Annotated in this window: 21 protein-coding genes and 1 pseudogene; 11 read left to right on the forward strand and 11 right to left on the reverse strand. The window is 70.3% G+C overall.

What is annotated here, in order from left to right:
- Positions 1–16 precede the first annotated feature (16 nt).
- The gene (locus SSPS47_RS06885; RefSeq protein ID WP_164254425.1) at positions 17–1,129 is read left to right on the forward strand and encodes an IS630 family transposase; all 1,113 of its coding nucleotides are present in this window, start codon (positions 17–19) and stop codon (positions 1,127–1,129) included.
- A 166-nt stretch (positions 1,130–1,295) separates the two neighbouring features.
- On the opposite strand, the gene SSPS47_RS06890 is transcribed toward SSPS47_RS06885, so the two are convergent.
- The 8 genes from SSPS47_RS06890 to SSPS47_RS06925 form a co-directional block, all read right to left on the reverse strand.
- On the reverse strand, positions 1,296–1,634 hold the full coding sequence (locus tag SSPS47_RS06890; RefSeq protein WP_078077928.1) for a metal-sulfur cluster assembly factor: 339 nt from the start codon (positions 1,632–1,634) through the stop codon (positions 1,296–1,298).
- Positions 1,631–2,095 (reverse strand): Fe-S cluster assembly sulfur transfer protein SufU, encoded by a 465-nt coding sequence (gene sufU, locus SSPS47_RS06895; protein ID WP_164249537.1) that lies wholly within the window; start codon positions 2,093–2,095, stop codon positions 1,631–1,633. Before sufU ends, SSPS47_RS06890 begins: the two co-directional genes overlap by 4 nt.
- Before the next feature lie 11 nt (positions 2,096–2,106).
- The gene (locus tag SSPS47_RS06900; RefSeq protein ID WP_147872323.1) at positions 2,107–3,342 is read right to left on the reverse strand and encodes a cysteine desulfurase; all 1,236 of its coding nucleotides are present in this window, start codon (positions 3,340–3,342) and stop codon (positions 2,107–2,109) included.
- Between the two features lie 35 nt (positions 3,343–3,377).
- The gene (gene sufC / locus SSPS47_RS06905) at positions 3,378–4,142 is read right to left on the reverse strand and encodes a Fe-S cluster assembly ATPase SufC (protein ID WP_147872159.1); all 765 of its coding nucleotides are present in this window, start codon (positions 4,140–4,142) and stop codon (positions 3,378–3,380) included.
- Between the two features lie 7 nt (positions 4,143–4,149).
- Complete coding sequence (locus SSPS47_RS06910; RefSeq protein WP_147872161.1) at positions 4,150–4,467, reverse strand: bifunctional 3-phenylpropionate/cinnamic acid dioxygenase ferredoxin subunit; 318 nt, start codon at positions 4,465–4,467, stop codon at positions 4,150–4,152.
- Entirely contained in the window at positions 4,467–5,645 is a 1,179-nt protein-coding gene (gene sufD / locus SSPS47_RS06915; protein WP_147872163.1) for a Fe-S cluster assembly protein SufD, read from the reverse strand. Before sufD ends, SSPS47_RS06910 begins: the two co-directional genes overlap by 1 nt.
- Before the next feature lie 71 nt (positions 5,646–5,716).
- A complete protein-coding gene (gene sufB / locus SSPS47_RS06920) occupies positions 5,717–7,138 on the reverse strand; it encodes a Fe-S cluster assembly protein SufB (RefSeq protein WP_147872166.1) in 1,422 nt (473 codons plus the stop codon).
- Positions 7,135–7,962, reverse strand: a complete 828-nt coding sequence (locus tag SSPS47_RS06925; RefSeq protein WP_164249539.1) for a metalloregulator ArsR/SmtB family transcription factor — start codon at positions 7,960–7,962, stop codon at positions 7,135–7,137. Before SSPS47_RS06925 ends, sufB begins: the two co-directional genes overlap by 4 nt.
- A 136-nt stretch (positions 7,963–8,098) precedes the next feature.
- Here SSPS47_RS06925 and SSPS47_RS06930 point away from each other — a divergent pair, with 136 nt between their 5' ends.
- The 3 genes from SSPS47_RS06930 (at position 8,099) to SSPS47_RS06940 (ending at position 10,868) form a co-directional block, all read left to right on the forward strand.
- Positions 8,099–9,034, forward strand: a complete 936-nt coding sequence (locus SSPS47_RS06930) for an ABC transporter ATP-binding protein (protein WP_164249541.1) — start codon at positions 8,099–8,101, stop codon at positions 9,032–9,034.
- 83 nt (positions 9,035–9,117) lie between these two features.
- Positions 9,118–9,834, forward strand: coding sequence for an ABC transporter permease (locus SSPS47_RS06935; RefSeq protein ID WP_239065227.1), 717 nt, complete (start codon positions 9,118–9,120; stop codon positions 9,832–9,834).
- A gap of 56 nt (positions 9,835–9,890) precedes the next feature.
- Positions 9,891–10,868 carry a COX15/CtaA family protein gene (locus SSPS47_RS06940; protein WP_164249545.1) on the forward strand — a complete coding sequence of 326 codons (978 nt, stop codon included), beginning with the start codon at positions 9,891–9,893 and terminating at the stop codon, positions 10,866–10,868.
- A 43-nt stretch (positions 10,869–10,911) separates the two neighbouring features.
- Here the strand turns inward: SSPS47_RS06940 and SSPS47_RS06945 are convergent, their stop codons facing one another.
- The 3 genes from SSPS47_RS06945 to SSPS47_RS06955 all read right to left on the reverse strand — a co-directional run bounded on the left by SSPS47_RS06945 (position 10,912) and on the right by SSPS47_RS06955 (position 13,533).
- Positions 10,912–12,027 carry an amidohydrolase family protein gene (locus SSPS47_RS06945; protein WP_164249547.1) on the reverse strand — a complete coding sequence of 372 codons (1,116 nt, stop codon included), beginning with the start codon at positions 12,025–12,027 and terminating at the stop codon, positions 10,912–10,914.
- A gap of 139 nt (positions 12,028–12,166) precedes the next feature.
- The gene (locus tag SSPS47_RS06950) at positions 12,167–12,556 is read right to left on the reverse strand and encodes a hypothetical protein (protein WP_164249549.1); all 390 of its coding nucleotides are present in this window, start codon (positions 12,554–12,556) and stop codon (positions 12,167–12,169) included.
- A 29-nt stretch (positions 12,557–12,585) separates the two neighbouring features.
- Complete coding sequence (locus SSPS47_RS06955) at positions 12,586–13,533, reverse strand: heme o synthase (RefSeq protein ID WP_147872179.1); 948 nt, start codon at positions 13,531–13,533, stop codon at positions 12,586–12,588.
- Positions 13,534–13,881: 348 nt separating this feature from the next.
- Between SSPS47_RS06955 and tkt the strand changes: the two genes are divergently transcribed.
- From tkt to SSPS47_RS35230, 7 genes and pseudogenes are all read left to right on the forward strand, one after another.
- The gene (gene tkt, locus SSPS47_RS06960; protein WP_164249551.1) at positions 13,882–15,960 is read left to right on the forward strand and encodes a transketolase; all 2,079 of its coding nucleotides are present in this window, start codon (positions 13,882–13,884) and stop codon (positions 15,958–15,960) included.
- A 34-nt stretch (positions 15,961–15,994) separates the two neighbouring features.
- Positions 15,995–17,113 carry a transaldolase gene (tal, locus tag SSPS47_RS06965; protein WP_164249552.1) on the forward strand — a complete coding sequence of 373 codons (1,119 nt, stop codon included), beginning with the start codon at positions 15,995–15,997 and terminating at the stop codon, positions 17,111–17,113.
- A gap of 4 nt (positions 17,114–17,117) precedes the next feature.
- Complete coding sequence (gene zwf, locus SSPS47_RS06970; RefSeq protein ID WP_147872185.1) at positions 17,118–18,650, forward strand: glucose-6-phosphate dehydrogenase; 1,533 nt, start codon at positions 17,118–17,120, stop codon at positions 18,648–18,650.
- Positions 18,647–19,675, forward strand: a complete 1,029-nt coding sequence (gene opcA / locus SSPS47_RS06975; protein WP_164249553.1) for a glucose-6-phosphate dehydrogenase assembly protein OpcA — start codon at positions 18,647–18,649, stop codon at positions 19,673–19,675. The genes zwf and opcA overlap by 4 nt, the downstream gene beginning before the upstream one ends.
- Positions 19,672–20,454 carry a 6-phosphogluconolactonase gene (gene pgl / locus SSPS47_RS06980; protein WP_164249554.1) on the forward strand — a complete coding sequence of 261 codons (783 nt, stop codon included), beginning with the start codon at positions 19,672–19,674 and terminating at the stop codon, positions 20,452–20,454. The genes opcA and pgl overlap by 4 nt, the downstream gene beginning before the upstream one ends.
- Before the next feature lie 209 nt (positions 20,455–20,663).
- Positions 20,664–21,484 (forward strand): annotated as a pseudogene (locus SSPS47_RS06985) (DUF4132 domain-containing protein).
- Between the two features lie 50 nt (positions 21,485–21,534).
- On the forward strand, positions 21,535–23,304 hold the full coding sequence (locus SSPS47_RS35230) for a hypothetical protein (RefSeq protein ID WP_343234867.1): 1,770 nt from the start codon (positions 21,535–21,537) through the stop codon (positions 23,302–23,304).
- Positions 23,305–23,853: the final 549 nt, after the last annotated feature.

Consider the following 23,853-nt stretch of genomic DNA (forward strand, 5'->3'; position numbering starts at 1 on the left):
CGCAGAGAGGCACCGGTTGAAGAAGGCGGCCTATGGTCATCTGACTCCGCACCAGGCCAGGGTCCGGTCTCGGATCGTGCTCTTGGCGGCTCGGGGCAGGTCCAACGCGCGGATCGCGGTCGAGATGGGAGTGCACGTGGACACCGTGCGCACCTGGCGGAGCCGGTTCGCCGACAGTGGCCTGCCGGCCCTGGCCGACCGCAAGCGCAGCGGGCACCCGGCCCGCTTCACCCCCGTGCAGGTTGCCGAGGCCAAGGCCCTGGCCTGTCAGCTCCCGGCCGAGACAGGGGTGCCTTTGTCACGCTGGTCGTGCCCGGAACTGGCCGCCGAACTGACCGCACGCGGTGTCACCGACACCGTCTCGGCATCCACCGTGCGCCGCTGGCTTCGCCAGGACGCGCTCAAGCCCTGGCAGTACCAGTCCTGGATCTTCATCCGGGACCCGGACTTCCGCGCCAAGGCCCAGTGCATCCTTGACCTCTACGCCCGCACTTACGAAGGAGAATCCCTCGGCGCGGACGAGTACGTAATCTCCAGTGACGAGAAGACCTCGGTCCAGGCCCGATGCCGCTGCCACCCGACCCTCGCTCCAGGCCGGGCCCGGGCGATGCGCGTCAACCATGAGTACGGCCGCGGCGGTGCCGTGGCCTACCTGGCCGCCTACGACGTCCACCGGGCGAGAGTCTTCGGCCGATGCGAGGCCACCACCGGCATCCCGCGGTTCATGGCCCTGGTCGAACAGGTCATGACGCAGGAGCCCTACGCCAGCGCGAAGCGCGTCTTTTGGATCGTCGACAACGGCTCCTCCCACCGGGGGAAGAAGGCCGTCGACCGTCTGACCACGGAGTTTCCGAACGCGGTCATGGTCCACACCCCCGTCCGCGCATCCTGGACAAACCAGATCGAGATCTTCTTCTCGATCGTGCAGCGCAAGGTCGTCTCACCCAACGACTTCACAGACCTGACCCAGGTCCGGGACCGGCTCCGAGCATTCGAAGACCGCTACAACGCCACGGCACAGCCGTTCCAGTGGAGGTTCACCACCTCCGACCTGGATGATCTGCTGGCCAGACTCGATCGGCACACCACCGATCACCAGAAGGAATCCTCCGTCGCAGTGGCAGCTTGATCAACCCCCGAAGGACTTCCGGAGCCGATCACTTAGCGTTGTTTTTTCGGCGAGAACTACTGGGACCCCTCCCCCGGCCGGACCATGAACGGCGTGCACGCGAGCGGGCCCCACGATCACCGGGTGATCGTGGGGCCCGCTCGCGTCGGCCGGTGAGGCGGTCGCCTCAGACGTTGAAGCCCAGCGCGCGCAGCTGCTCGCGGCCGTCGTCCGTGATCTTGTCGGGACCCCACGGGGGCATCCAGACCCAGTTGATCTTCAGCTCGTTGACGATGCCCTCCGTCGCCGACTTCGCCTGGTCCTCGATCACGTCGGTCAGCGGACAGGCCGCGGACGTCAGTGTCATGTCGAGGGTGGCGACGTTGGACTCGTCGATGTGGACGCCGTAGATCAGGCCCAGATTGACGACATCGATCCCCAGCTCGGGGTCGACGACGTCGTACAGCGCCTCGCGGACCTCCTCCTCGGAGGCCGGCTTCATCGTCACGGTCTCGTTCTCGCTCATGCGGTCTCCTTCTGCGCGGTGTCGCCCAGTGCCTGGGCCGTCGCGTCCTTCCACGCCATCCAGCTCAGCAGCGCGCACTTCACACGGGCGGGGTACTTGGAGACGCCGGCGAACGCCACGGCGTCCTCCAGCACCTCCTCCATCGCGTCGTCGGGTTCGATCCTGCCCTTGGACTGCATCAGTTCCAGGAAGGTGCTCTGGATCTTCTGCGCGTCCGCCAGCTCCTTGCCGACCAGCAGGTCGTTCAGCACGGAGGCGCTGGCCTGGCTGATGGAGCAGCCCTGGCCCTCGTACGACACGTCGGCGACGCGCGAGCCGTCGTACTTCACGCGGAGCGTGATCTCGTCACCGCACGTCGGATTGACGTGGTGCACCTCCGCGTCGCCGTCCCGCAGACCGCGCCCGTGGGGGTGCTTGTAGTGATCCAGGATGACTTCCTGGTACATGGAATCCAGCTTCACCGGTCAATCCCTCATCCGAAGAAATTACGGACGTGCTCCAGTCCGTCGACCAGAGCGTCGACCTCGGACCGCGTGGAGTACAGATAGAACGACGCCCGCGTGGTCGCCGGAATTCCGTACCGCAGGCAGACCGGCCGTGCGCAGTGATGACCGACCCGGACCGCGATGCCCTGCTCGTCCAGCACCTGCCCCACGTCGTGCGGGTGGATGTCTCCGAGTGTGAAGGAAATCGTGGCACCGCGCTCCTCGGCCGTGGACGGGCCGATGATCCGCAGGGAGGGGACCTCCAGCAGCCGCTGCACCGCGTACTCGGTGATGGCGTGCTCGTGCGCGGCGATCCTGTCCATGCCGATCGCGCTCAGATAGTCCACGGCCGCGCCGAGGCCGACGGCCTGGGCGATCGGGGGCGTACCCGCCTCGAACTTGTGCGGCGCCGGGGCGTAGGTGGAGGAGTGCATCGACACGGTCTCGATCATCTCGCCGCCGCCGAGGAACGGCGGAAGGTCCTCCAGCAGCTCCTGGCGGCCCCACAGGACGCCGATACCGGTCGGGCCGCACATCTTGTGGCCCGTGAAGGCCACGAAGTCGGCCTGGAGCGCCTGCACGTCGACCGCGACGTGCGGGGCCGCCTGCGAGGCGTCGATCAGCACCAGCGCGCCGACCTCCTGCGCGCGGCGGACGATCGCCTCGACCGGGTTGACCGTGCCCAGGATGTTCGAGATCAGCACGAAGGAGACGATCTTCGTCTTCTCGGTGATGACCTCGTTGATGTTCGACAGGTCGAGCCGGCCGTCGTCGGTGAGGCCGAACCACTTCAGCTTCGCTCCGGTGCGCTGCGAGAGCAGCTGCCACGGCACGATGTTGGAGTGGTGCTCCATCTCCGTGATGACGATCTCGGTCTCGTGGTCCACCCGGTAGGGCTCGTCGGCCCAGCCCAGCATGTTCGCCACGAGGTTGAGCGACTCGGAGGCATTCTTGGTGAATATCACCTCGTCGCGGCTCGGCGCGTTGATGAAGGCGGCGACCTTGTCGCGCGCCCCTTCGTAGAGCGCCGTGGCCTCCTCGGCGAGCACGTGGACGCCGCGGTGCACGTTGGCGTTGTGCTGCTCGTAGTACTCGTTGAGGGCGTCGAGTACCTGGCGCGGTTTCTGGGACGTCGCCGCGTTGTCCAGGTAGACGATCTTCTTCCCGTCGTGGACCAGCCGGTCCAGCAGGGGGAAGTCCTTGCGGACCGCCTCGTCGAGCAGTCGGTCCGGCCCGGTGAGGAGGCCTGACGGCTGTGTCACGCGGATACGCCACCCTTCACGTACGCCTCGTAGCCCTCGTTCTCCAGCTTGTCCGCGAGCTCGGCGCCGCCGGACTCGGCGATACGGCCCTGCGCGAAGACATGCACGAAGTCGGGCTTGATGTAGCGGAGGATCCGCGTGTAGTGCGTGATCAGCAGCGTGCCGACCTCTCCGCTCTCCCGGACGCGGTTGACGCCCTCGGAGACCACCCGCAGCGCGTCGACGTCCAGACCGGAGTCCGTCTCGTCGAGGATCGCGACCTTGGGCTTGAGCAGTTCGAGCTGGAGGATCTCGTGGCGCTTCTTCTCGCCGCCGGAGAAGCCCTCGTTGACGTTGCGCTCAGCGAACGCGGGGTCCATCTGGAGCTGTTCCATCGCGCTCTTGACCTCCTTCACCCACGTACGCAGCTTGGGTGCCTCGCCGCGCATGGCGGTGGCGGAGGTGCGCAGGAAGTTGGAGACCGAGACCCCGGGGACCTCGACGGGGTACTGCATCGCGAGGAAGAGCCCGGCGCGGGCGCGCTCGTCGACGGTCATGTCCAGGACGTCCTCGCCGTCCAGCGTCACGGTGCCACCGGTGATCGTGTACTTGGGGTGGCCCGCGATGGAGTACGCGAGGGTCGACTTGCCGGAGCCGTTGGGGCCCATGATGGCGTGCGTCTCGCCCTGCTTGACGGTCAGGTCGACGCCCTTGAGGATCTCGCGGGCACCGCCCTCCGCCTCGACAGTGACGTGCAGGTCGTTGATTTCAAGGGTTGCCATGGGTGACTCAGGACTCCTGGGTGACGGAGACGAGCACATCGTCCCCTTGGATCTGTACGGGGTATACGGGGACGGGGCGCGTCGCGGGCAGACCGTTCGGCTTGCCGGTACGCAGGTCGAAACTGGAGCCGTGCAGCCAGCACTCGATCGAGCAGTCCTCGACCTCGCCCTCGGAAAGGGACACGTTGGCGTGCGAGCAGATGTCGTTGATCGCGAACACCTCGCCCTCGGCACGGACGACGGAGACCGGTACGCCGTCGAGTTCGACCCGCTTGGGGGTGCCTTCCTCCAGCTCGGTCAGTCCACAGACTCGGACGAAGTTCATCAGACCGATGCCTCCAGCTCCGCCTCGATCTTGGCGATCAGGCGCTCCTCCACGTCGGGCAGTCCGATCTGCTGGACCAGCTCGGCGAAGAAGCCGCGGATGACGAGGCGGCGGGCCTCGACCTGCGGGATGCCGCGCGACATCAGGTAGAAGAGCTGCTCGTCGTCGAACCGGCCGGTGGCCGAGGCGTGACCGGCGCCGGCGATCTCGCCGGTCTCGATCTCCAGGTTCGGCACGGAGTCGACGCGGGCGCCGTCCGTGAGAACCAGGTTCCGGTTCATCTCGTAGGTGTCGGTGCCCTCGGCGACGGCGCGGATGATCACGTCGCCGATCCAGACGGCGTGCGCGTCGTCGCCCTGGAGCGCGCCCTTGTAGACGGCGTTGGACTTGCAGTGCGGGGCGTTGTGGTCGACCAGGAGGCGGTGCTCCTGGTGCTGGCCCTTGTCGGTGAAGTACAGGCCGAACAGCTCGGCCTCGCCGCCGGGGGCCGCGTACCGCACGCGCGGGTGGAGCCGTACGACGTCGCCGCCGAAGGTCACCACGATCGACTTGAACGAGGCGTCCCGGCCGACCAGCGCGTTGTGCTGGGAGACATGGACGGCCTTGTCGTCCCAGTCCTGCACGGAGACGACGGTCAGCTTGGCGCCGTCACCTACGAGGAAGTCGACGTTGGCGGCGACCACCGCGTCACCGGTGTGGTCGATGACCACGACCGCCTCGGCGAAGGCGCCCAGCTCGATCACCTGGTGCACGAACGCGGTACCGCCCTGGCCGTGCACGGTGATCCGGATCGGCTCGGTGAGCACGGTCTCCTTGGGAACGGAGACGACCGACGCCTTCTCGAACGAGGTGAACGCCTGCGCGGCGACCCGGTCCACCGGCGTACCGGCCCTGCCCACGCGCGGGTCGTCGCGGCCGACGGTCTCCTGGACGACGCCCGCGGGGGCGGACACCTCCGTACGGATACGGCCGTCGGCGACGGCCGTACCGTCCTGGAGACCGCGCAGCCGCTCGAGCGGCGTGAACCGCCACTCCTCCTCGCGACCGTGCGGAACCGGGAAGTCCGCGACGTCGTAGGACGGCGGCGCGCTCATGCGCGTGGCGACGGTCGACTCGGCGGCCACCGCGATCGAACCGGCGGTGGTGGAACCCACCGGAATGTTCTGAGCCTCAGCCATGGCTGTCGTCGTGCTCTCTCTCTGCCTCTTGGGGAATCGGTCGCTTCTGCGGACTGGCGCTCGGGGAAGCGTCAGCCGACGGAGCCTTCCATCTGGAGCTCGATGAGCCGGTTGAGCTCCAGGGCGTACTCCATGGGCAGTTCCTTGGCGATCGGCTCGACGAAGCCGCGCACGATCATCGCCATGGCCTCGAACTCGGTCATGCCACGGCTCATCAGGTAGAAGAGCTGGTCCTCGGAGACCTTGGAGACCGTCGCCTCGTGCCCCATCGACACGTCGTCCTCGCGGACGTCCACGTACGGGTAGGTGTCGGAGCGCGAGACCGTGTCGACCAGCAGCGCGTCACAGAGCACGTTGGACTTGGATCCGGGCGCGCCCTCACCGATCTCGATGAGCCCCCGGTAGGAGGTACGGCCGCCGCCTCGCGCCACCGACTTGGAGACGATGTTGGACGAGGTGTTCGGAGCCATGTGGACCATCTTGGCGCCGGCGTCCTGGTGCTGGCCCTCGCCCGCGAAGGCGATGGACAGGGTCTCGCCCTTGGCGTGCTCGCCCATCAGGTAGACGGCCGGGTACTTCATGGTGACCTTGGAGCCGATGTTGCCGTCGACCCACTCCATGGTCGCGCCCTCGTAGGCCACGGCACGCTTGGTGACGAGGTTGTAGACGTTGTTCGACCAGTTCTGGATGGTCGTGTAACGGCAGCGGCCACCCTTCTTGACGATGATCTCGACGACGGCGCTGTGCAGCGAGTCCGAGGAGTAGATCGGCGCCGTGCAGCCCTCGACGTAGTGGACGTAGGCGTCCTCGTCGACGATGATCAGCGTCCGCTCGAACTGGCCCATGTTCTCGGTGTTGATACGGAAGTAGGCCTGGAGCGGGATCTCGACGTGCACGCCCTTCGGCACGTAGATGAACGAACCGCCGGACCACACGGCCGAGTTCAGCGACGCGAACTTGTTGTCGCCGACCGGGATGACCGTGCCGAAGTACTCCTGGAAGAGCTCCGGGTGCTCCTTGAGCGCGGTGTCGGTGTCCTGGAAGATGACGCCCTGCTCCTCCAGGTCCTCGCGGATCTGGTGGTAGACGACCTCGGACTCGTACTGGGCCGCGACACCGGCGACGAGGCGCTGCTTCTCCGCCTCGGGGATGCCGAGCTTGTCGTAGGTGTTCTTGATGTCCTCGGGCAGGTCCTCCCAGGACTCCGCCTGCTTCTCCGTGGACCGGACGAAGTACTTGATGTTGTCGAAGTCGATGCCCGACAGGTCGGAGCCCCAGCTCGGCATCGGCTTCTTGCCGAACAGCTTGAGGCCCTTGAGACGGAGCTTCAGCATCCACTCGGGCTCGTTCTTCTTCGACGAGATGTCGCGCACGACCTCTTCGGAGAGCCCGCGCTTCGCCGTGGCGCCTGCGGTGTCGGAGTCGGCCCAGCCGTATTCGTACTTGCCCAGTCCGTCGAGCTCAGGATGGGCGGTCTCCGTGGGGAGCGTCATGCGGGGTTCCTCCCGGCCGTGCTTTCGGATGCTTGATCTTCGGTCTGCTGGCTGATCTGCGGTGGATCGGTCTGTGGGGTGTCGGGCCCCGGGGTGCGGCCGGCCCGTGAAGTACCGGGTGGCGCGCCGTGCCCGGCTCCGTGGGGGATGAACGTCGTGCACACCCCGTCACCGTGGGCGATGGTCGCCAGCCGCTGCACATGGGTGCCCAGCAGCTCGGAGAAGAACTCCGTCTCCGCCTCGCACAACTGCGGATACTTCTCGGCCACGTGGGCCACCGGGCAGTGGTGCTGGCAGAGCTGCTCGCCCTGCTGGTTCGGAGCGCTACGAGCCGTAGCAGCGTACCCGTCGGCGCTCAGCGCCTTCGCGAGTGCCTCCGTGCGTTTCTCGGGGGCGGCGTCCTCGACCGCTTCCCGGTACGCCTCCGCCTGGGTGGCGATCCGGTCACGGGCGAAGGCGGCGACAGCCGCGTCACCCCGGGCACCGCCGCCCGCGCCGCGGGCGATCCACTCGATGGCGTCGGCGGCGAGCTTGTCGTACGACTGGTCGAAGGCGTCCCGGCCACAGTCGGTCAGGGCGAACACCTTGGCGGGCCTGCCACGCCCTCGTGAGCCGTAGACTCGCTGGTCACGCGGCTCCACGACGGTGTCGGCGACCAGCGCGTCGAGATGGCGGCGGACGGCGGCCTGGGTGAGCTTCAGACGCCCCGCGAGGTCGGAGACCGTGGACGGGCCGTGGTCCAGGATGGAGCGCGCGACCCGGTTGCGCGTCGAGCGCTCACCGGTCGCGAGTTCCTCCTGCGGAGCCTCGCCAACGTATTTCACAACGCCATTGTTGCGTAATTCCTTCGAGAGTGACAACAGCCGTCCGGTACGACGAGTGGTGCCCTACGTCACTTAGGGTCACCTAAGAAGCGCCCCCGGACCCGGAACGCGCGGGGCCGCTGCCTAGACTCACGGCATGCGCAGCGTCGTCGGAGAGCCGGTGGTCCAGGTCCGGGGCCTGGTCAAGCGGTACGGGACCAGGGCCGCGGTGAACGGCCTGGATCTGACGTTCCGGGCGGGCACGGTGTCCGCCGTCCTCGGCCCCAACGGAGCCGGCAAGACCACCACGATCGAGACCTGCGAGGGCTACCGCAGGCCGGACGAGGGCACGGTGCGCGTCCTCGGACTCGATCCCGTCGCCGACGCCGCCCGGCTGCGCCCCCGCATCGGGGTGATGCTCCAGTCCGGCGGCGTCTACTCCGGCGCCCGCGCGCAGGAGATGCTCCGCCATATGGCCGCCCTGCACGCGAACCCGCTGGACGTGACCGAACTGATCGAGCGCCTGGGACTCGGCGGCTGCGGACGCACGGCCTACCGGCGGCTCTCCGGCGGCCAGCAGCAGCGGCTCTCACTCGCCATGGCGCTCGTCGGCCGGCCCGAGCTGGTGTTCCTGGACGAGCCGACGGCGGGGCTCGACCCGCAGGCCCGCCGGTCCACCTGGGACCTGGTGCGCGAGTTGCGCGCCGACGGCGTGACCACCGTCCTGACCACGCACTTCATGGACGAGGCCGAGGAGCTGGCCGACGAGGTCGCCATCGTCGACGCCGGCCGGGTGGTGGCGCACGGGACCACCGAGGAGCTGTGCCGGGGCGGCGCCGAGAACACCCTGCGCTTCACCGGCCGCCCCGGACTCGACCTCGGCTCGCTGCTCAAGGCACTGCCCGACGGGTCTGCCGCCGCCGAGCCGGCGCCGGGCGTGTACCGGATCGGCGGCACGATCGACCCGCAGCTGCTCGCGACGGTGACGTCCTGGTGCGCGCAGCACGGGGTGATGCCGGACAGGATCTCCGTCGAGCGGCACACGCTGGAGGACGTCTTCCTCGAACTGACCGGCAAGGAGCTGCGGCCATGAGCGCCGGTACACGGACGGGCGCGGACGAGGGCACGGGCACCGGCGGATACGCGCCCGCGCCGGGCGCGGCGCCGCTGTCGCGGATGATCGCGGCGCAGACGGTCTTCGAGACGAAGATGCTGCTTCGCAACGGCGAGCAGCTGCTGCTGACCGTGATCATCCCGAGTCTGCTGCTGGTGCTGTTCTCGACGGTCGACATCATCGACACGGGCGCGGGCGCGCCGGTCGACTTCCTCACGCCCGGCGTCCTCGCGCTGGCCGTGATGTCGACCGCCTTCACCGGGCAGGCCATCGCGACCGGCTTCGAGCGCCGGTACGGGGTACTGAAGCGGCTCGGCGCCTCGCCGCTGCCGCGCTGGGCGCTGATGACCGCCAAGACGCTCTCCGTCCTGGTCACCGAGGTGCTCCAGATCGTGCTGCTGACTGTCATCGCGCTGGCGCTCGGCTGGTCGCCGGAGGGCGGCCCTCTCGCCGTACTCCTGCTGCTCGTCCTCGGTACGGCGGCGTTCTCCGGGCTCGGCCTGCTGATGGCGGGCACGCTCAAGGCCGAGGCGACGCTGGCCGCGGCGAATCTGGTCTTCGTACTGCTGCTCGTGGGCGGCGGTGTGATCGTGCCGCTGGACAAGTTCCCGGACACGGCGCAGACGCTGCTCGGTCTGCTGCCGATCTCGGCCCTCTCCGAGGGGCTGCGGGAGGTGCTCCGGCACGGTGCGGGGATGCCCTGGGGCGAGCTCGGGGTGCTGGCCGTCTGGGCGGTGCTCGGGCTCGGAGCGGCGGCCCGCTTCTTCCGCTGGGAGTAGCGCGCCGGGGCGCGCGGGGACCCCCTCGTGACTGCGTTCACAAACCCCCGCCTACCATGGTTGCCGTGTGGAACCCCCTCGACTACATCGCCCGGCGCTGGACGCCCTCCCCCCGTGTCCTGCGCCGCGCCGCGCTCTCCGCCGTCGTGATGACCGTCGTCATCATCGTCACCGGCGGCGCGGTCCGGCTCACGGGCTCCGGGCTCGGCTGCGACACCTGGCCGAAGTGCACCGACGACAGCCTGTTCGCGACACCCGAGCAGGGTCTGCACGGCGCGATCGAGTTCGGCAACCGGATGCTGACGTACGTCCTGTCGGCCGCCGTCGGCTGGGCGATCGTCGCCGCCCGGTCGGTCAAGCCCCGCCGGCGCGGTCTCACCCGGCTCGCGTGGAGCATGTTCTGGCTCGTGGTGGTGAACGCCGTCATGGGCGGCATCACGGTCCACATGGAGCTGAACCCCTGGACGGTGGCCGTCCACTTCCTGCTCGCCAACGCCCTGCTCACCGTCACGGTCCTCGTCTGGAAGCGCACCCACGAGGGCGACACGACGCCCCGGCCCCGGGTCCCGCGTCCCGTACGGAAGCTGTCCTGGGCGCTGATCGTCACCACGGTGCTCCTGGTCACCCTGGGGACGACCGTGACCGGTTCCGGCAAGCACGCGGGCGACAGCAGCGAGGTGCCGCGCATGCCGTGGGACTGGATCGACGCGGCGCACGTGCACGCGGCGGCGGCTTGGGCGGTCTGCGCGCTGGCGATCGCGATGTGGCTGGTGCTGCGTGTGGTGGACGCCCCGGACGACATCCGCGCGCGGGCGCGTGACCTGCTGATCGTGCTGCTCGCGCAGGGCGGTATCGGTTACGTCCAGTTCTTCACCGACGTGCCCGAGTTCCTGGTCGGCGTCCATATGCTCGGCTCCGCGCTGACCTGGGTCGCGGTGCTGCGCCTGGCCCTGAGTCTGCGTGAGCGGCCCGTGGCGGACCCGGAGATCCCGGCTCAGGCGGACCCGGCCGACCCGGCGCTGTCCACCGCCTGAGGGGTCCGTCCGGTCCGGCCGACCCGAGCGGCCTGACGGGCCGTCACATACCGTCCAGGCCGTACACCCGGCGGGCGTTGCCCGAGGCGATCATCTCCGCCACGCGCTGCGCGTCGGCCAGCGCCCACGAGCCGTCCGCCACCCAGCCGCCGAGCACCCGCGCCAGCGACTGTCTGAACACCCTGGCGCCCACCACGTGCAGTTCGGGCAGTCCCCGCGCGCCGCTGGAGTAGAGCAGCTTCCCGAACGGCGCCAGTTCCAGCACCTCCGCCAGTACGTCCGCCGCGCGGGCCCCGGTGTGCGCGAGGGCCGGGCCGAGATCCACGTACACATGCGGATGGGCCGCGGCGAGCCGGGCGGCGTGCCGGTGGTACGGCAGGCCGTGCAGCAGCACCAGATCGGTGCCGAGCCCGGCGGTGGCCGCCGCGAAGCCCGCGATCCGCGCCGGACCGCCGTCGGGGCAGTCGGCCCGGCACCCCTCGCCGCCGCCCGCGTGCAGTTGGAGCGGCAGCCCCGTGGCGACGGCGGTCCACAGCAGATGGCGCAGCAGTACGGGGTCGGTCAGCCGCCCGCCCACCCGTCGCCGGGCGAGCCAGCGCCCGGCGGCCGTACGGACCTCGCCGGGGCCGGGCGGATCGTCGGCCGGGACGGAGCCGTGGCGCAGGGCGGCCACGGACACGAAGGCGACGGCCGATTCGGCCGCCGTGTGCACGGCGTGGGCGAGATTGGCGAGCAGCGAGTCGACGGTGCCCGAGGTGTCGGCCACCTGCCGGGCGAGGAGTTCGAGCCGTACGATCTCGCGGGCCTCGGCGGCGCCGGCCGCGGCGATCTCCTCGGGCCCGGTCAGATCACCGGGCAGCCCGGTGTCGACCAGATAGGTGGTGACGCCGGTGCCCCGCAGCAGCCGCCGCCCGGCCTCCAGGACGCCGAGCTCCCGGCGCCTGGCGAGATAGCCGGCGGGTGAGGTGTGCGGCTCCAGTCCGAGGAGCGGCGGGCACCAGCGCCGTACGGCGAATCCGGTCTGGGTGTCGAAGAAGGTGGTGCCCGCGGCGGGGGGTCCTGCGGTCCGGCCGAGCTGGGCCTCGAAGGTGCCGAGGCCCAGCTCCGTACGGAGGACGCCGTGGCAGTTCTGGTCCACCAGAGTCGTTGTCTCGATCATGGCGCTTCCCGTCGTGGACCGTATCCCTACAGTCCTAACGGGAAAAGCGTGCCCGAGTGTTGGCCGACCCCGCGCCGAAACAGCCCCTGGGGCGTGACCAGGTGCGCTTCCCGGCCCGGCGAGGGTCGCCCGGACGGGGCTATTTCGCGGACGCGCCCTGGTCGTTGTCCGGGCCGCCGATCTGGATGCCCGCCATGCGCGTCCACTCGTACGGGCCGGTGCGGACCTTCGCGGCGAACTCGCCGTCGAAGGACTCGTGCACCGTGATTCCCGCCTTCTCGACGGCCTTCAGCGCCACGTCGTGGGTGGGGGCGACCAGGTCGCCCCAGTCGCCGTCCTGCGCCACCAGCACGATGCGGGTGCCTGCCCGGCCCAGATACGCGAGCTGCCCCTCGGCGGCGCCGCCGTGCCGCCGCGCGAAGGCGCCGATCTGCTTCGCCAGCCGGGCCGCGCGCCGTTCGTCGAGTACGGCCCGCCGGCTCGCACGCGCGCCGTCGCCGGTCTGCTCGTCAACCTCGGTCTCTGCCATGACCGACATGCTACCGACGGGTAGTCCTTCTATCGAAGGAAGGGGTCCACCGCGACGGCCACGAAGAGCAGCGACACATAGGTGATCGACCAGTGGAACAGCCGCATCTCCTTCAGCTTGCCGCCCGTCGCACCGGACTTGGCGCGCGACTGGAGCCCGTGCGCCTCCCAGAGCCACCAGCCGCCGGCCACCACGGCCACCGACGTGTAGAACCAGCCGGTGTAGCCGAGCGGCGTCAGCAGCAGCGACACCACCACCATCACCCAGCTGTAGAGCACGATCTGGCGGGCCACGGTCCGGTTGGACGCGACGACGGGGAGCATGGGCACGCCCACGCGCGCGTAGTCCTCGCGGACCTTCATCGACAGCGGCCAGTAGTGCGGCGGCGTCCAGAAGAACATCACCAGGAAGAGGATGACGGCGGCCCAGGACAGCGAGTTGGTGACGGCAGACCAGCCGATGAAGACCGGCATGCAGCCGGCGATGCCGCCCCAGACGATGTTCTGCGAGGTGCGGCGCTTGAGGATCATCGTGTAGACGACGACGTAGAACAGGAGCGCGCCCAGCGCCAGCGCCGCGGACAGCCAGTTGACCAGCAGTCCGAACCAGAGCGTGGAGATCACAGCCAGCGAGAGCCCGAAGACGAGACCCTCACGGGGCGACACCATGCCGGTGACCAGCGGACGCTGCGACGTACGGTCCATCATCGCGTCGATGTCCCGGTCGATGTACATGTTCAGCGCGTTGGCGCCGCCGGCGGACAGATAACCGCCGACGCAGGTGACGAGCACCAGCCACATGTCCGGCACGCTCTGGGCGGCCAGGAACATCACCGGGACGGTGGTGATGAGCAGCAGCTCGATGATCCGTGGCTTCGTCAGCGCCACGAACGCTTTGACGCGGGCCCCGAACGGCCGATGGCCCCCCGGGCTCGGAGTCAGGACGACCCCAGCGGGTCGGGACTCGACGGCCGTCACGCACACCCCAGACAGAGAAATCCCAGCAAGCTCCGGGCGTGAAGGCCCGGTAAAGGCTTGCGCGTACCACGCCACTCTAGACGTTGCCCCTATGCCGTTCTTCGCGGGGGTGGGCTCGTGTTGACGCCTGGTGGGGGCCTGTGGTGAAGGGGCGGGCGTCACCGCGTGGCCGCCCGCGAGAGGTGCGCCCGACATCCGCCCGGCACCCCGACGACGTCTCTTCTTTACAGAGGTATTCACCCACGTGGACGGGACTGGTCGCGCGGCGTCACGAGGGTAGGCTCGGCAGCGAACCGGTGCGCCCTCAGACACCGGGATTCGACATGTGGAGAGGAGCCCTGACTCAGGGTGAGCACCAAGCCGACCACCACAGATCTCGAAGAGTGGACCGACCTGGACCGCAAGGCGGTCGATACCGTCCGCGTCCTGGCCATGGACGCCGTACAGAAGGTCGGCAACGGCCATCCCGGTACGGCGATGAGCCTGGCCCCCGCCGCCTACGTGCTCTTCCAGAAGCTGATGCGGCACGACCCGGCCGACGCGCAGTGGACCGGACGCGACCGGTTCGTACTCTCCGCGGGCCACTCGTCGCTGACTCTCTACATCCAGCTGTATCTCGCGGGCTACGGCCTGGAGCTGGACGACCTGAAGGCGTTCCGCACCTGGGGCTCGAAGACCCCGGGTCACCCGGAGTACGGCCACACGGTCGGCGTCGAGACCACCACCGGGCCGCTCGGCCAGGGTGTCGCCAACGCCGTGGGCATGGCGATGGCCGCGCGTTACGAGCGCGGCCTCTACGACCCGGACGCGGCCGCGGGCACCTCTCCCTTCGACCACACCATCTGGGTGATCGCCGGTGACGGCTGTCTCCAGGAGGGTGTCTCCGGCGAGGCGTCCTCGCTGGCCGGTCACCAGAAGCTCGGCAACCTCGTCCTGCTCTGGGACGACAACCACATCTCCATCGAGGGTGACACCGAGACGGCCGTGTCCGAGGACACGCTGAAGCGGTACGAGTCGTACGGCTGGCACGTCCAGCGCGTCGAGCAACTGCCCGACGGCGACCTCGATCCGGCCGGTCTGGCGCGCGCGCTGAAGGCGGCGCAGGCCGAGACCGAGCGGCCCTCGTTCATCGCCGCCCGCTCGATCATCGCCTGGCCCGCCCCGCACGCGCAGAACACCGAGGCCGCGCACGGCTCGGCGCTCGGCGACGAGGAGGTCGCCGCCACCAAGCGGGTGCTGGGCTTCGACCCCGAGCAGACCTTCGAGGTCGGCGACGAGGTCCTGGCGCACACGCGTGAGGCGCTCGACCGGGGCCGCGAGACGCGCGCCGAGTGGGAGAAGACGTTCGCCGCGTGGCGTACGGCCAACCCCGAGCGCGCCGCGACGTTCGACCGGGTCCGCGCGGGCGAACTGCCCGACGGCTGGGAGCAGAAGCTGCCGGTCTTCGAGACCGGCAAGGCCGTCGCCACCCGCGCCGCGTCCGGCAAGGTGCTCCAGGCGCTCGGCGCGGTCATCCCCGAGCTGTGGGGCGGCTCCGCCGACCTCGCGGGCTCCAACAACACCACGATCGACAAGACGTCGTCGTTCCTCCCGGCGGACAACCCGCTGCCGGAGGCGGACCCTTACGGCCGCACGGTGCACTACGGCATCCGTGAGCACGCCATGGGTTCGACGATGAACGGCATCGCGCTGCACGGCAACACCCGTATCTACGGCGGCACCTTCCTGGTGTTCTCCGACTACATGCGGCCGGCCGTGCGGCTCGCCGCGCTGATGCAGGTGCCCGTCACGTACGTCTGGACGCACGACTCGATCGGTCTCGGCGAGGACGGTCCGACGCACCAGCCCGTCGAGCACCTGTCCGTGCTGCGCGCCATCCCCGGTCTGAACATCGTGCGTCCCGCCGACGCCAACGAGACGGCGATCGCGTGGCGCGAGATCCTGAACCGGCACGCCAAGGGCGCGCCGCACGGTCTGGCGCTCACGCGTCAGGGCGTGCCGACGTACGAGGCCAACGAGGGCGCGGCCAAGGGCGGTTACGTGCTGTTCGAGGCCGAGGGCGGTGAGCCCCGGGTGGTGCTGATCGGTACGGGCTCCGAGGTTCAGCTGGCCGTCGAGGCGCGCGAGCGGCTCCAGGCCGAGGGGATCGCGACCCGTGTGGTGTCGATGCCTTCGGTGGAGTGGTTCGAGGAGCAGGACCAGGCGTACCGGGACAGCGTGCTGCCGCCCTCCGTGAAGGCGCGCGTCGCGGTCGAGGCCGGTATCGGGCTCACCTGGCACCGGTTCGTGGGTGACGCCGGCCGCGTCGTCTCGCTGGAGCACTTCGGCGCTTCGGCCGACGGCAAGGTCCTCTTCCAGGAGTTCGGCTTCACCGCGGACGCGGTCGCGTCCGCGGCTCGGGAATCTCTGGCAGCCGTAGAGCGCTGACGCCGGTATACGACAAGTAGGAGATGCAACTCTCATGACAGACGCACTCAAGCGCCTCTCCGACGAAGGCGTCGCGATCTGGCTCGACGACCTGTCGCGCAAGCGCATCACATCCGGCAATCTCGCCGAACTGATGGACCAGCAGCACGTCGTGGGCGTGACGACCAACCCCTCGATCTTCCAGAAGGCGATCTCCGAGGGCGACGGATACGAGACCCAGCTGACCGACCTCGCGACCCGCCGGGTCACCGTCGAGGAAGCCGTCCGCATGATCACGACGGCGGACGTCCGTGACGCCGCGGACATCCTGCGGCCGGTCTTCGACGAGACGCAGGGCCAGGACGGCCGCGTCTCCATCGAGGTCGACCCACGGCTGGCGCACAACACGCGGGCGACCGTCGCCGAGGCCAAGCAGCTCGCCTGGCTGGTGGACCGCCCGAACACCCTCATCAAGATCCCGGCCACCGAGGCGGGGCTCCCGGCGATCACCGAGACGATCGCCCATGGCATCAGTGTCAATGTGACGCTGATCTTCTCGCTGGAGCGCTACCGCAAGGTCATGGACGCGTACATCACCGGTCTGGAGAAGGCGAAGGACGCGGGTCTCGACCTCTCCAAGATCTACTCGGTGGCGTCCTTCTTCGTCTCCCGCGTGGACACCGAGATCGACAAGCGGCTCGACGCGCTGGGCACGGACGAGGCGAAGGCCGCGCGCGGAAAGGCCGCCGTCGCCAACGCCCGGCTGGCCTACGAGGCGTACGAGAACGTTTTCGGCGGCGACCGCTGGGCGGCGCTGGACCGGGCCCAGGCCAACAAGCAGCGCCCGCTGTGGGCCTCGACGGGCGTCAAGGACCCCGCGTACCGGGACACGATGTACGTCGACGACCTGGTCGCCCCGCACACGGTGAACACCATGCCGGAGGCCACGCTGGACGCGGTCGCCGAGCACGGAGCGGTCTCCGGTGACACCGTGAAGGGTACGTACGACCAGGCGCGCGCCGATCTCGAAGCCATCGAGAAGCTGGGCATCTCCTACGACGACGTCGTCCAGGTGCTGGAGGACGAGGGCGTGGAGAAGTTCGAGAAGTCCTGGACCGACCTGCTCAAGTCGACCGAGGCGGAGCTCCAGCGCCTCGCCCCTTCGGAGGACTGAACCCTTGACCGCAACCCACGGAGCGAATCCGCTTCGTGACGCCGCGGACCGACGGCTCCCGCGTATCGCGGGGCCGTCGGGCCTGGTCATCTTCGGCGTCACGGGCGATTTGTCCCGTAAAAAGTTGATGCCCGCCGTCTATGACCTCGCCAATCGCGGTCTGCTGCCGCCGGGCTTCTCGCTCGTCGGCTACGCCCGTCGCGAGTGGCAGGACGAGGATTTCGCGCAGGAGGTCCACGACGCCGTCAAGGCCCACGCCCGTACGCCGTTCCGCGAGGAGGTCTGGCAGCAGCTCATCCAGGGGATGCGCTTCGTCCAGGGCGACTTCGACGACGACCAGGCCTTCGAGAACCTGAAGTCCACCATCGAGGACCTCGACAAGGTGCAGGGCACGGGCGGCAACTTCGCCTTCTACCTGTCCGTACCGCCGAAGTTCTTCCCCAAGGTCGTCAAGCAGCTCAAGAAGCACGGGCTGGCCGACCAGAAGGAGGGCTCCTGGCGGCGCGCCGTCATCGAGAAGCCGTTCGGTCACGACCTGGCCTCCGCGCAGGAGCTCAACAAGGTCGTGCACGAGGTCTTCCCGTCCAACGAGGTCTTCCGGATCGACCACTACCTGGGCAAGGAGACGGTCCAGAACATCCTGGCGCTGCGCTTCGCGAACACCCTCTTCGAGCCGATCTGGAACCGGTCGTACGTCGACCACGTGCAGATCACCATGGCCGAGGACATCGGCATCGGCGGCCGGGCCGGCTACTACGACGGCATCGGCGCGGCCCGTGACGTCATCCAGAACCACCTCCTGCAGCTCCTCGCGCTCACCGCGATGGAGGAACCCTCCTCCTTCGACGCGGACGCCCTGGCCGCCGAGAAGACCAAGGTGCTCGGGGCCGTGCGGCTGCCGCACGATCTCGGCAAGGACACGGTGCGCGGGCAGTACGCCGCCGGCTGGCAGGGCGGCGAGAAGGCCGTCGGCTATCTGGAGGAAGACGGCATCGACCCCAAGTCGAAGACCGACACCTACGCCGCGGTGAAGGTGGAGATCGACAACCGCCGCTGGGCGGGTGTCCCGTTCTACCTCCGTACCGGCAAGCGGCTCGGCCGCCGGGTCACCGAGATCGCGGTCGTGTTCCAGCGGGCCCCGCACTCCCCCTTCGACCACACGGCCACCGAGGAGCTGGGGCAGAACGCCCTGGTCATCCGGGTCCAGCCGGACGAGGGCGTGACCATGCGGTTCGGATCGAAGGTGCCCGGCACGGCGATGGAGGTGCGGGACGTCTCGATGGACTTCGCCTACGGCGAGTCCTTCACGGAGTCCAGCCCCGAGGCGTACGAGCGGCTGCTGCTCGACGTGCTGCTCGGCGACTCCAACCTCTTCCCCCGTACGGAGGAGGTCGAGCTCTCCTGGAAGATCCTCGACCCGATCGAGCACTACTGGGACAAGCACGGCAAGCCCGCGCAGTACGAGTCCGGGACCTGGGGTCCGGTCGAGGCGGACGAAATGCTCGCACGACACGGACGGAGCTGGCGTCGGCCATGAAGATCGACCTTACGGACACCACGTCCAGCAAGATCAACAAGGCGCTGGTCGAGGGACGCCGGGCGATCGGCACCCCGGCCGTCGGCATGGTCCTCACCCTGGTCCTCGTCACCGACGAGGAGAACGCGTACGACGCGCTCAAGGCCGCCAACGAGGCGTCCCGCGAGCACCCGTCGCGCAAGCTGGTCGTCGTCAAGCGGTTCTCCCGCTCGGCGCGCGACCGGTCCAAGGCGCGCCTCGACGCCGAGGTGCGGGTCGGTGTGGAGGCCGGCACCGGCGAGACGGTCGTACTACGGCTGTACGGCGAGGTCATAGAGCACGCCCAGTCGGTCGTCCTGCCGCTGCTGCTGCCCGACGCGCCCGTCGTGGTGTGGTGGGCGGCCAACGCGCCCGACAACCCCGCCAAGGACCCGCTGGGCACACTGGCCCAGCGCCGGGTGACGGACACCTACGCCGCCGAGAACCCGATCGCGGAGCTCAAGGCCCGCGCCGCCGTCTACACACCCGGCGACACGGACCTCGCCTGGAGCCGGATCACCCCGTGGCGTTCGATGCTGGCCGCCGCGCTGGACCAGGTCGACTGCAAGGTCACCTCGGTCCGGGTGGAGGGCGAGGAGCTGAACGCGAGCTGCGAGCTGCTCGGCATGTGGCTCGCGCAGCGGCTGCACGTCCCCGTCACCCGCGCGGTCTCGGGCGGCCCCGGTCTCACCTCCGTACGGATGGAGACCGACTGCGGGCCGATCGAGCTCCGCCGGACGGACGGCTCGCTGGCGACGCTGTCCATCGAGGGCCAGCCGGACCGGGCGGTGGCGCTCAACCGGCGGGAGACCTCGGAGCTGATCGCCGAGGAGCTGCGCAGGCTGGACCCGGACGACACGTACGCGGCGACGCTGCGGTTCGGCCTGGACCGGCTGGAGCCGGTGAAGGCGGACGGCGGGGGTGAGGGCGACGGCGACGGCGCCCCGGCGGCGGAGAAGGCGGCTCCCGCGCGCGGGTCGGCCGCCAGGAAGGCGGCGTCGAAGTGAGCGTTCCGCAGCTCGTCGTTCACCGCGACAAGGAGCTGATGGCGCAGGCCGCGGCGGCCCGGCTGATCACGAGGATCGTGGACGCCCAGGCCGCGCGCGGCAGCGCGTCGATCGTCCTGACCGGCGGGCGCAACGGCAACGGGCTGCTGGCCGCGCTGTCCGCGGCGCCCGCCCGCGACGCGGTCGACTGGGCCCGGCTCGACCTCTGGTGGGGCGACGAGCGCTTCCTGCCCGGCGGCGACCCGGAGCGCAACGACACGCAGGCCGGGGCCGCGCTGCTCGACTCGGTGCCGCTGGATCCGGCGCGGGTGCACACGATGCCGGCGTCGGACGGGCCGTACGGCTCCGACATCGAGGCGGCGGCCGCCGCGTACGCGACCGAACTGGCCGCGGCGGCGCGGCCGGAGGACCACGCACGGGTCCCGTCCTTCGACGTGCTGATGCTCGGCGTGGGGCCGGACACGCACGTCGCCTCGCTCTTCCCCGAACTGCCGGGCGTCCGCGAGAGCGAGCGCACGGTGGTCGCGGTGCGCGGCGCGCCGAAGCCGCCGCCGCTGCGGATCTCGCTGACGCTCCCCGCGATCCGGGCGGCGCACGAGGTGTGGCTGCTGGCGGCGGGCGAGGACAAGGCGGAGGCCGCTGAGATCGTGCTCTCCGGCGCGGGCGAGGTCCAGGCGCCGGCGGCGGGCGCGTACGGGCGGGCGCGGACGCTGTGGCTGCTGGACGAGGCGGCGGCGTCGAAGCTGCCGCGCGCGCTGTACCCGGCGGGCTCGGCCTGAATCCTCGGACAGCGCTTCTGATGGAGCGTCATATCGCCGACAGGGCGGCCCGGTTCGTGCACACGGACCGGGCCGCGGTGCGTTCTGCCCCGGTACTCTCTCCCGGCCGGGCTGTCAGTGGGTCCCGGTAGCGTTCTTTCCCTACCGCAGTGCGGGGTTCGTTCCCCTGCGGGATTCATGGTGCGTAAACGGGGAGAGGTGCGTGCGCAATGGGCTGGCTGTCGGCGGGCGAGGGGTATGAAGTCGCCTTGGTGGAAGGCCGGGTGACCGCGAGGTCCACAGCGGGGCGGTCCGCGGGGCGGCAGTTGAAGACCCTGCCCAAAGGGGTGCAGACACATCCCGAGGTGGACCGGCTGCGCAAGCTCGCCCAATGGCTGGACCGGCACGCGACGGAGTGCGTGGCGCGGGTGGACAGCTGGATGGTGTCGTCCCTGCCCGTTCCCACCGGGCTGCTCGGCCGGGTGTGGCCCGACGAGGCGTGGCAGGCCGGGCTGCGCGACATGGTGGTGATGGGCGGGAGTCCGGACGAGGTCGGCTTCCTGCGGGACGCCGGCGACTCCGGCGAACTGCGGGTGGTCGATCCGGACGGCGAGACCATCCCGATCTGGACGATCTGCGTGAGTTCGCCGCCGAGTTGGGGCTGACCCAGGGGGTGGAGCAGATCCACCGGGCCACCTGGCGCAAGCCGGCGGACCTCGTCGAGAAGGCGACCTCGGTGTCGGACTTCGCGGGTGGCACCTACGACTCGCGGTTCGGCCTGGCGGCGCGGGCGGCCTCGCTCGGCTACCGGGTGTCGGGCGGCTACGCCACCTGCCGGATACGGGAGGCCGGGGCGATCACCGAGGCGTCGGTGTGGATCGGGGAGCCGTACTGGTACGGGGAGCCCGAGACCGGCGACCTGAGCTGGAGCGTGGTGGACGGACGCTCGCTGCGGCTGCCGGAGGTCGGACCGGTCGCCTGGTCCGAGGGGATGCGCATGGCCGCGGCGCTGTACGCCGGCCGCACGGTCGAAGAGGGGGAGAACGCGTGAGTGACACGGGGGCAACGGTGCCGGCGGGAACAGGGACAGAGGCTGAGACCATGGCGGCCGGGACCGAAGCGCGGGCCACGGCCGAGCAGTTGCTGCGGGCCGGAGCGGTGCTGCCGCCCGGCACGGCCGACGCGGGAGAGCGAGCGGTCCCGCTGACCACACGCGCCTACCGGCACCCGGGTCTCGACGACCGGGTCGTGGTGCGGCTGGTGGCCGGGGAGCTGGGTGCGGCCGAGGATCTGGCCGTCGGCTTCCTCGGGCTGGAGCCGGACGGCGAGCCGGCCGAGGTCGGGCTGGGGCTGCGGCAGTCGCTGGGCTTCCCGGAGTGGGTGCTGGTGCACCATCCGGGGGACGGCCGTCAGGCACTGGGGCTCATGCCCGAGCTAAACGGGATCGCCCGGCAGGCGAAGACCAAACCGAAGGTGGCGCTGGCCTCCTACCAGCAGATCGCGGGGCGGCTGGCCGACTCCGTACCGCACTTCCTGCCGACCTTCTTCGAGCGGGCGGGACGGGTCTTCAGCGAGGTGGAGAACCCGGGATTCGCGGGACAGATGTTCCTGCGGGCCCGCGACGCCGAGAGGCAGTACGGCCTGACGGTCTACGAGGAGCGGCTGCACGCGGTGTTCCTGGAGTTCGCGCTGGCCGGGGCGCTGCCGGTGAAGGCGCTGACCGGACACGCGCGGGGGCTCTCGGCCCGGGTGTCCGCCGACGAGGCGTACCGCCGGTTCCGTGAGGTCTGCGTACGGCGTACGGCCGCGGGGTTCGAGCCGTCGATCCAGATGTCGGCCGATCTGCGCAAGCTGGCGAAGGCCGCCGGGATGGACCCGGTGGAGGCGGAGGGCGCCTATCTGACCGAGCTGCTCGCCCTCCCGGCGACGCGGAGGGCGGCGCCCGGCTGGTGGAAGGGACACCGCCCGGCCCTCGTTACGCTTGCCCGGCGGGAGCCCGCCACGTGCGGGACCCTGCTGAATCTGCTGCCCGAGGACAACGAATGCGCCGAGTTCTGGCTTGAGTTGCTGGAGGAGTGCGGGGCCGCCGAAGGGCTCCTGGACGCCGCGTTGCCGGCCGAGCGGCGGCCGGAGGACGGAACGGCCGGCTGGTATCTGCGCTTCGCGAAGTACCGGTCCTCTTCGCACAGGACGGCCGCCCGGATGCCGGCACTGCTCTCGCTCGTGGAGCGGGCCGCCGGACGGCTGCGCGCGGAGCTGGCCGGAGCCGGGGCCGGAGCCGAGGCCGTGTCGGTCCTGCCCGTGCCGTACGAGGACGTGGATCTCCTCGACCTGCTGCTGTCGCTGGACGTGCCGGTCGCCGATCCCGCCAGTGAGCGCCGGTTGCCACGTCTGCATCTGGACAGGTGGGCGGCCGACCCGGAGGCGGACCGCCGCGATCTGCTCGCGCTGGCGGCGGACGAGCGCTTCCGTCCCTCCTTCGGGGCGGGGATGGACGGTCTCGGCAGCGAGATCGCGCCCCCGCCGATCCCGTCGCATCCGCAGCGCCCGCCACGCCCGCCGCACCGGCCGCTCTCAGCCCCGCCCGGATCACCGCCGCCTCCGGACTGTGGTCCGCCGCCAAGGCCGTGCTCGCGGCCGGTGTCCCCGCCGCCGGCGCGATACCGCAGGCGGAGCTGTTGCGCGCCGCACACACCGCCCGGCTGGCCGGACTGCACCGTGCCGAGGCCGCCGCCCTGCGCGTGGTGCGCGGCCTGCGCGAAGCCCGGACGGGTCACGCGGGACACAGGCTGGCCGACCTGGTCTCGGCGCTGCGTGAACTCCTGCTCACCACCGGCCTGTTGGCGGCGGGCGACGGCTCCCCCGAACTGATCGGCACCGCCCGGCGCGGCTACCGGCCGGGGGGTGCGCTGCGCGTCCACGGCGTCTGCCGGGAGCCGGTGATCAGCGCCACCGGGTACGGAGGAGTGGTCACCCATCTCGTCAGCGACGACAACCGCTGGTTCTCCGTGGCCGACGTCAAGCCAGGTGGTTCGGCACGTGCGCGTGGCGCGGCGACGGCCCCCGTCACCGTCGGCGCGACGGTCCTCGACCACGCCCAGCCCTCGCGCGGCGGTCTGCTGATCAACGGCGCGACGGTCTCCCCCGACGGCCGGCTCGGCTCCGGCAAGGGGGTCAGGTCCAGCCCCGTCGCCGGTCTGCCCTGGTCGTCCGGTCCGGCCGCCGCCCTGTTCGCCCGCCGGCCGGCCGAGACCGTGACCGAGCTGCTCTCGACCGGGGACGGCACGGGAGAGGATCAGACGGGGCGGATCGGCGAACTGATCGGCTGCGACCTGGTGATCACCGGAGCCGTGGGCGATCAGCTGCTCGCCCGTGAACTGCCGCATCCGGACGCCGGTCCGCCGACCGGGCCGCTGATCC

Origin of the sequence: Streptomyces sp. S4.7 (genome assembly GCF_010384365.1) — a bacterium.
Lineage (GTDB): Bacteria > Actinomycetota > Actinomycetes > Streptomycetales > Streptomycetaceae > Streptomyces.

Coding starts and splice junctions, on each gene's coding strand:
- SSPS47_RS06890 (WP_078077928.1), bottom strand. CDS start 1,634: ATGAGCGAGAACGAGACCGTGACGATGAAGCCGGCCTCCGAGGAGGAG.
- sufC (WP_147872159.1), bottom strand. CDS start 4,142: ATGGCAACCCTTGAAATCAACGACCTGCACGTCACTGTCGAGGCGGAG.
- SSPS47_RS06910 (WP_147872161.1), bottom strand. CDS start 4,467: ATGAACTTCGTCCGAGTCTGTGGACTGACCGAGCTGGAGGAAGGCACC.
- sufD (WP_147872163.1), bottom strand. CDS start 5,645: ATGGCTGAGGCTCAGAACATTCCGGTGGGTTCCACCACCGCCGGTTCG.
- sufB (WP_147872166.1), bottom strand. CDS start 7,138: ATGACGCTCCCCACGGAGACCGCCCATCCTGAGCTCGACGGACTGGGC.
- SSPS47_RS06930 (WP_164249541.1), top strand. CDS start 8,099: ATGCGCAGCGTCGTCGGAGAGCCGGTGGTCCAGGTCCGGGGCCTGGTC.
- SSPS47_RS06935 (WP_239065227.1), top strand. CDS start 9,118: ATGATCGCGGCGCAGACGGTCTTCGAGACGAAGATGCTGCTTCGCAAC.
- SSPS47_RS06940 (WP_164249545.1), top strand. CDS start 9,891: ATGGTTGCCGTGTGGAACCCCCTCGACTACATCGCCCGGCGCTGGACG.
- SSPS47_RS06945 (WP_164249547.1), bottom strand. CDS start 12,027: ATGATCGAGACAACGACTCTGGTGGACCAGAACTGCCACGGCGTCCTC.
- SSPS47_RS06950 (WP_164249549.1), bottom strand. CDS start 12,556: ATGGCAGAGACCGAGGTTGACGAGCAGACCGGCGACGGCGCGCGTGCG.
- tal (WP_164249552.1), top strand. CDS start 15,995: ATGACAGACGCACTCAAGCGCCTCTCCGACGAAGGCGTCGCGATCTGG.
- opcA (WP_164249553.1), top strand. CDS start 18,647: ATGAAGATCGACCTTACGGACACCACGTCCAGCAAGATCAACAAGGCG.
- SSPS47_RS35230 (WP_343234867.1), top strand. CDS start 21,535: ATGGCGGCCGGGACCGAAGCGCGGGCCACGGCCGAGCAGTTGCTGCGG.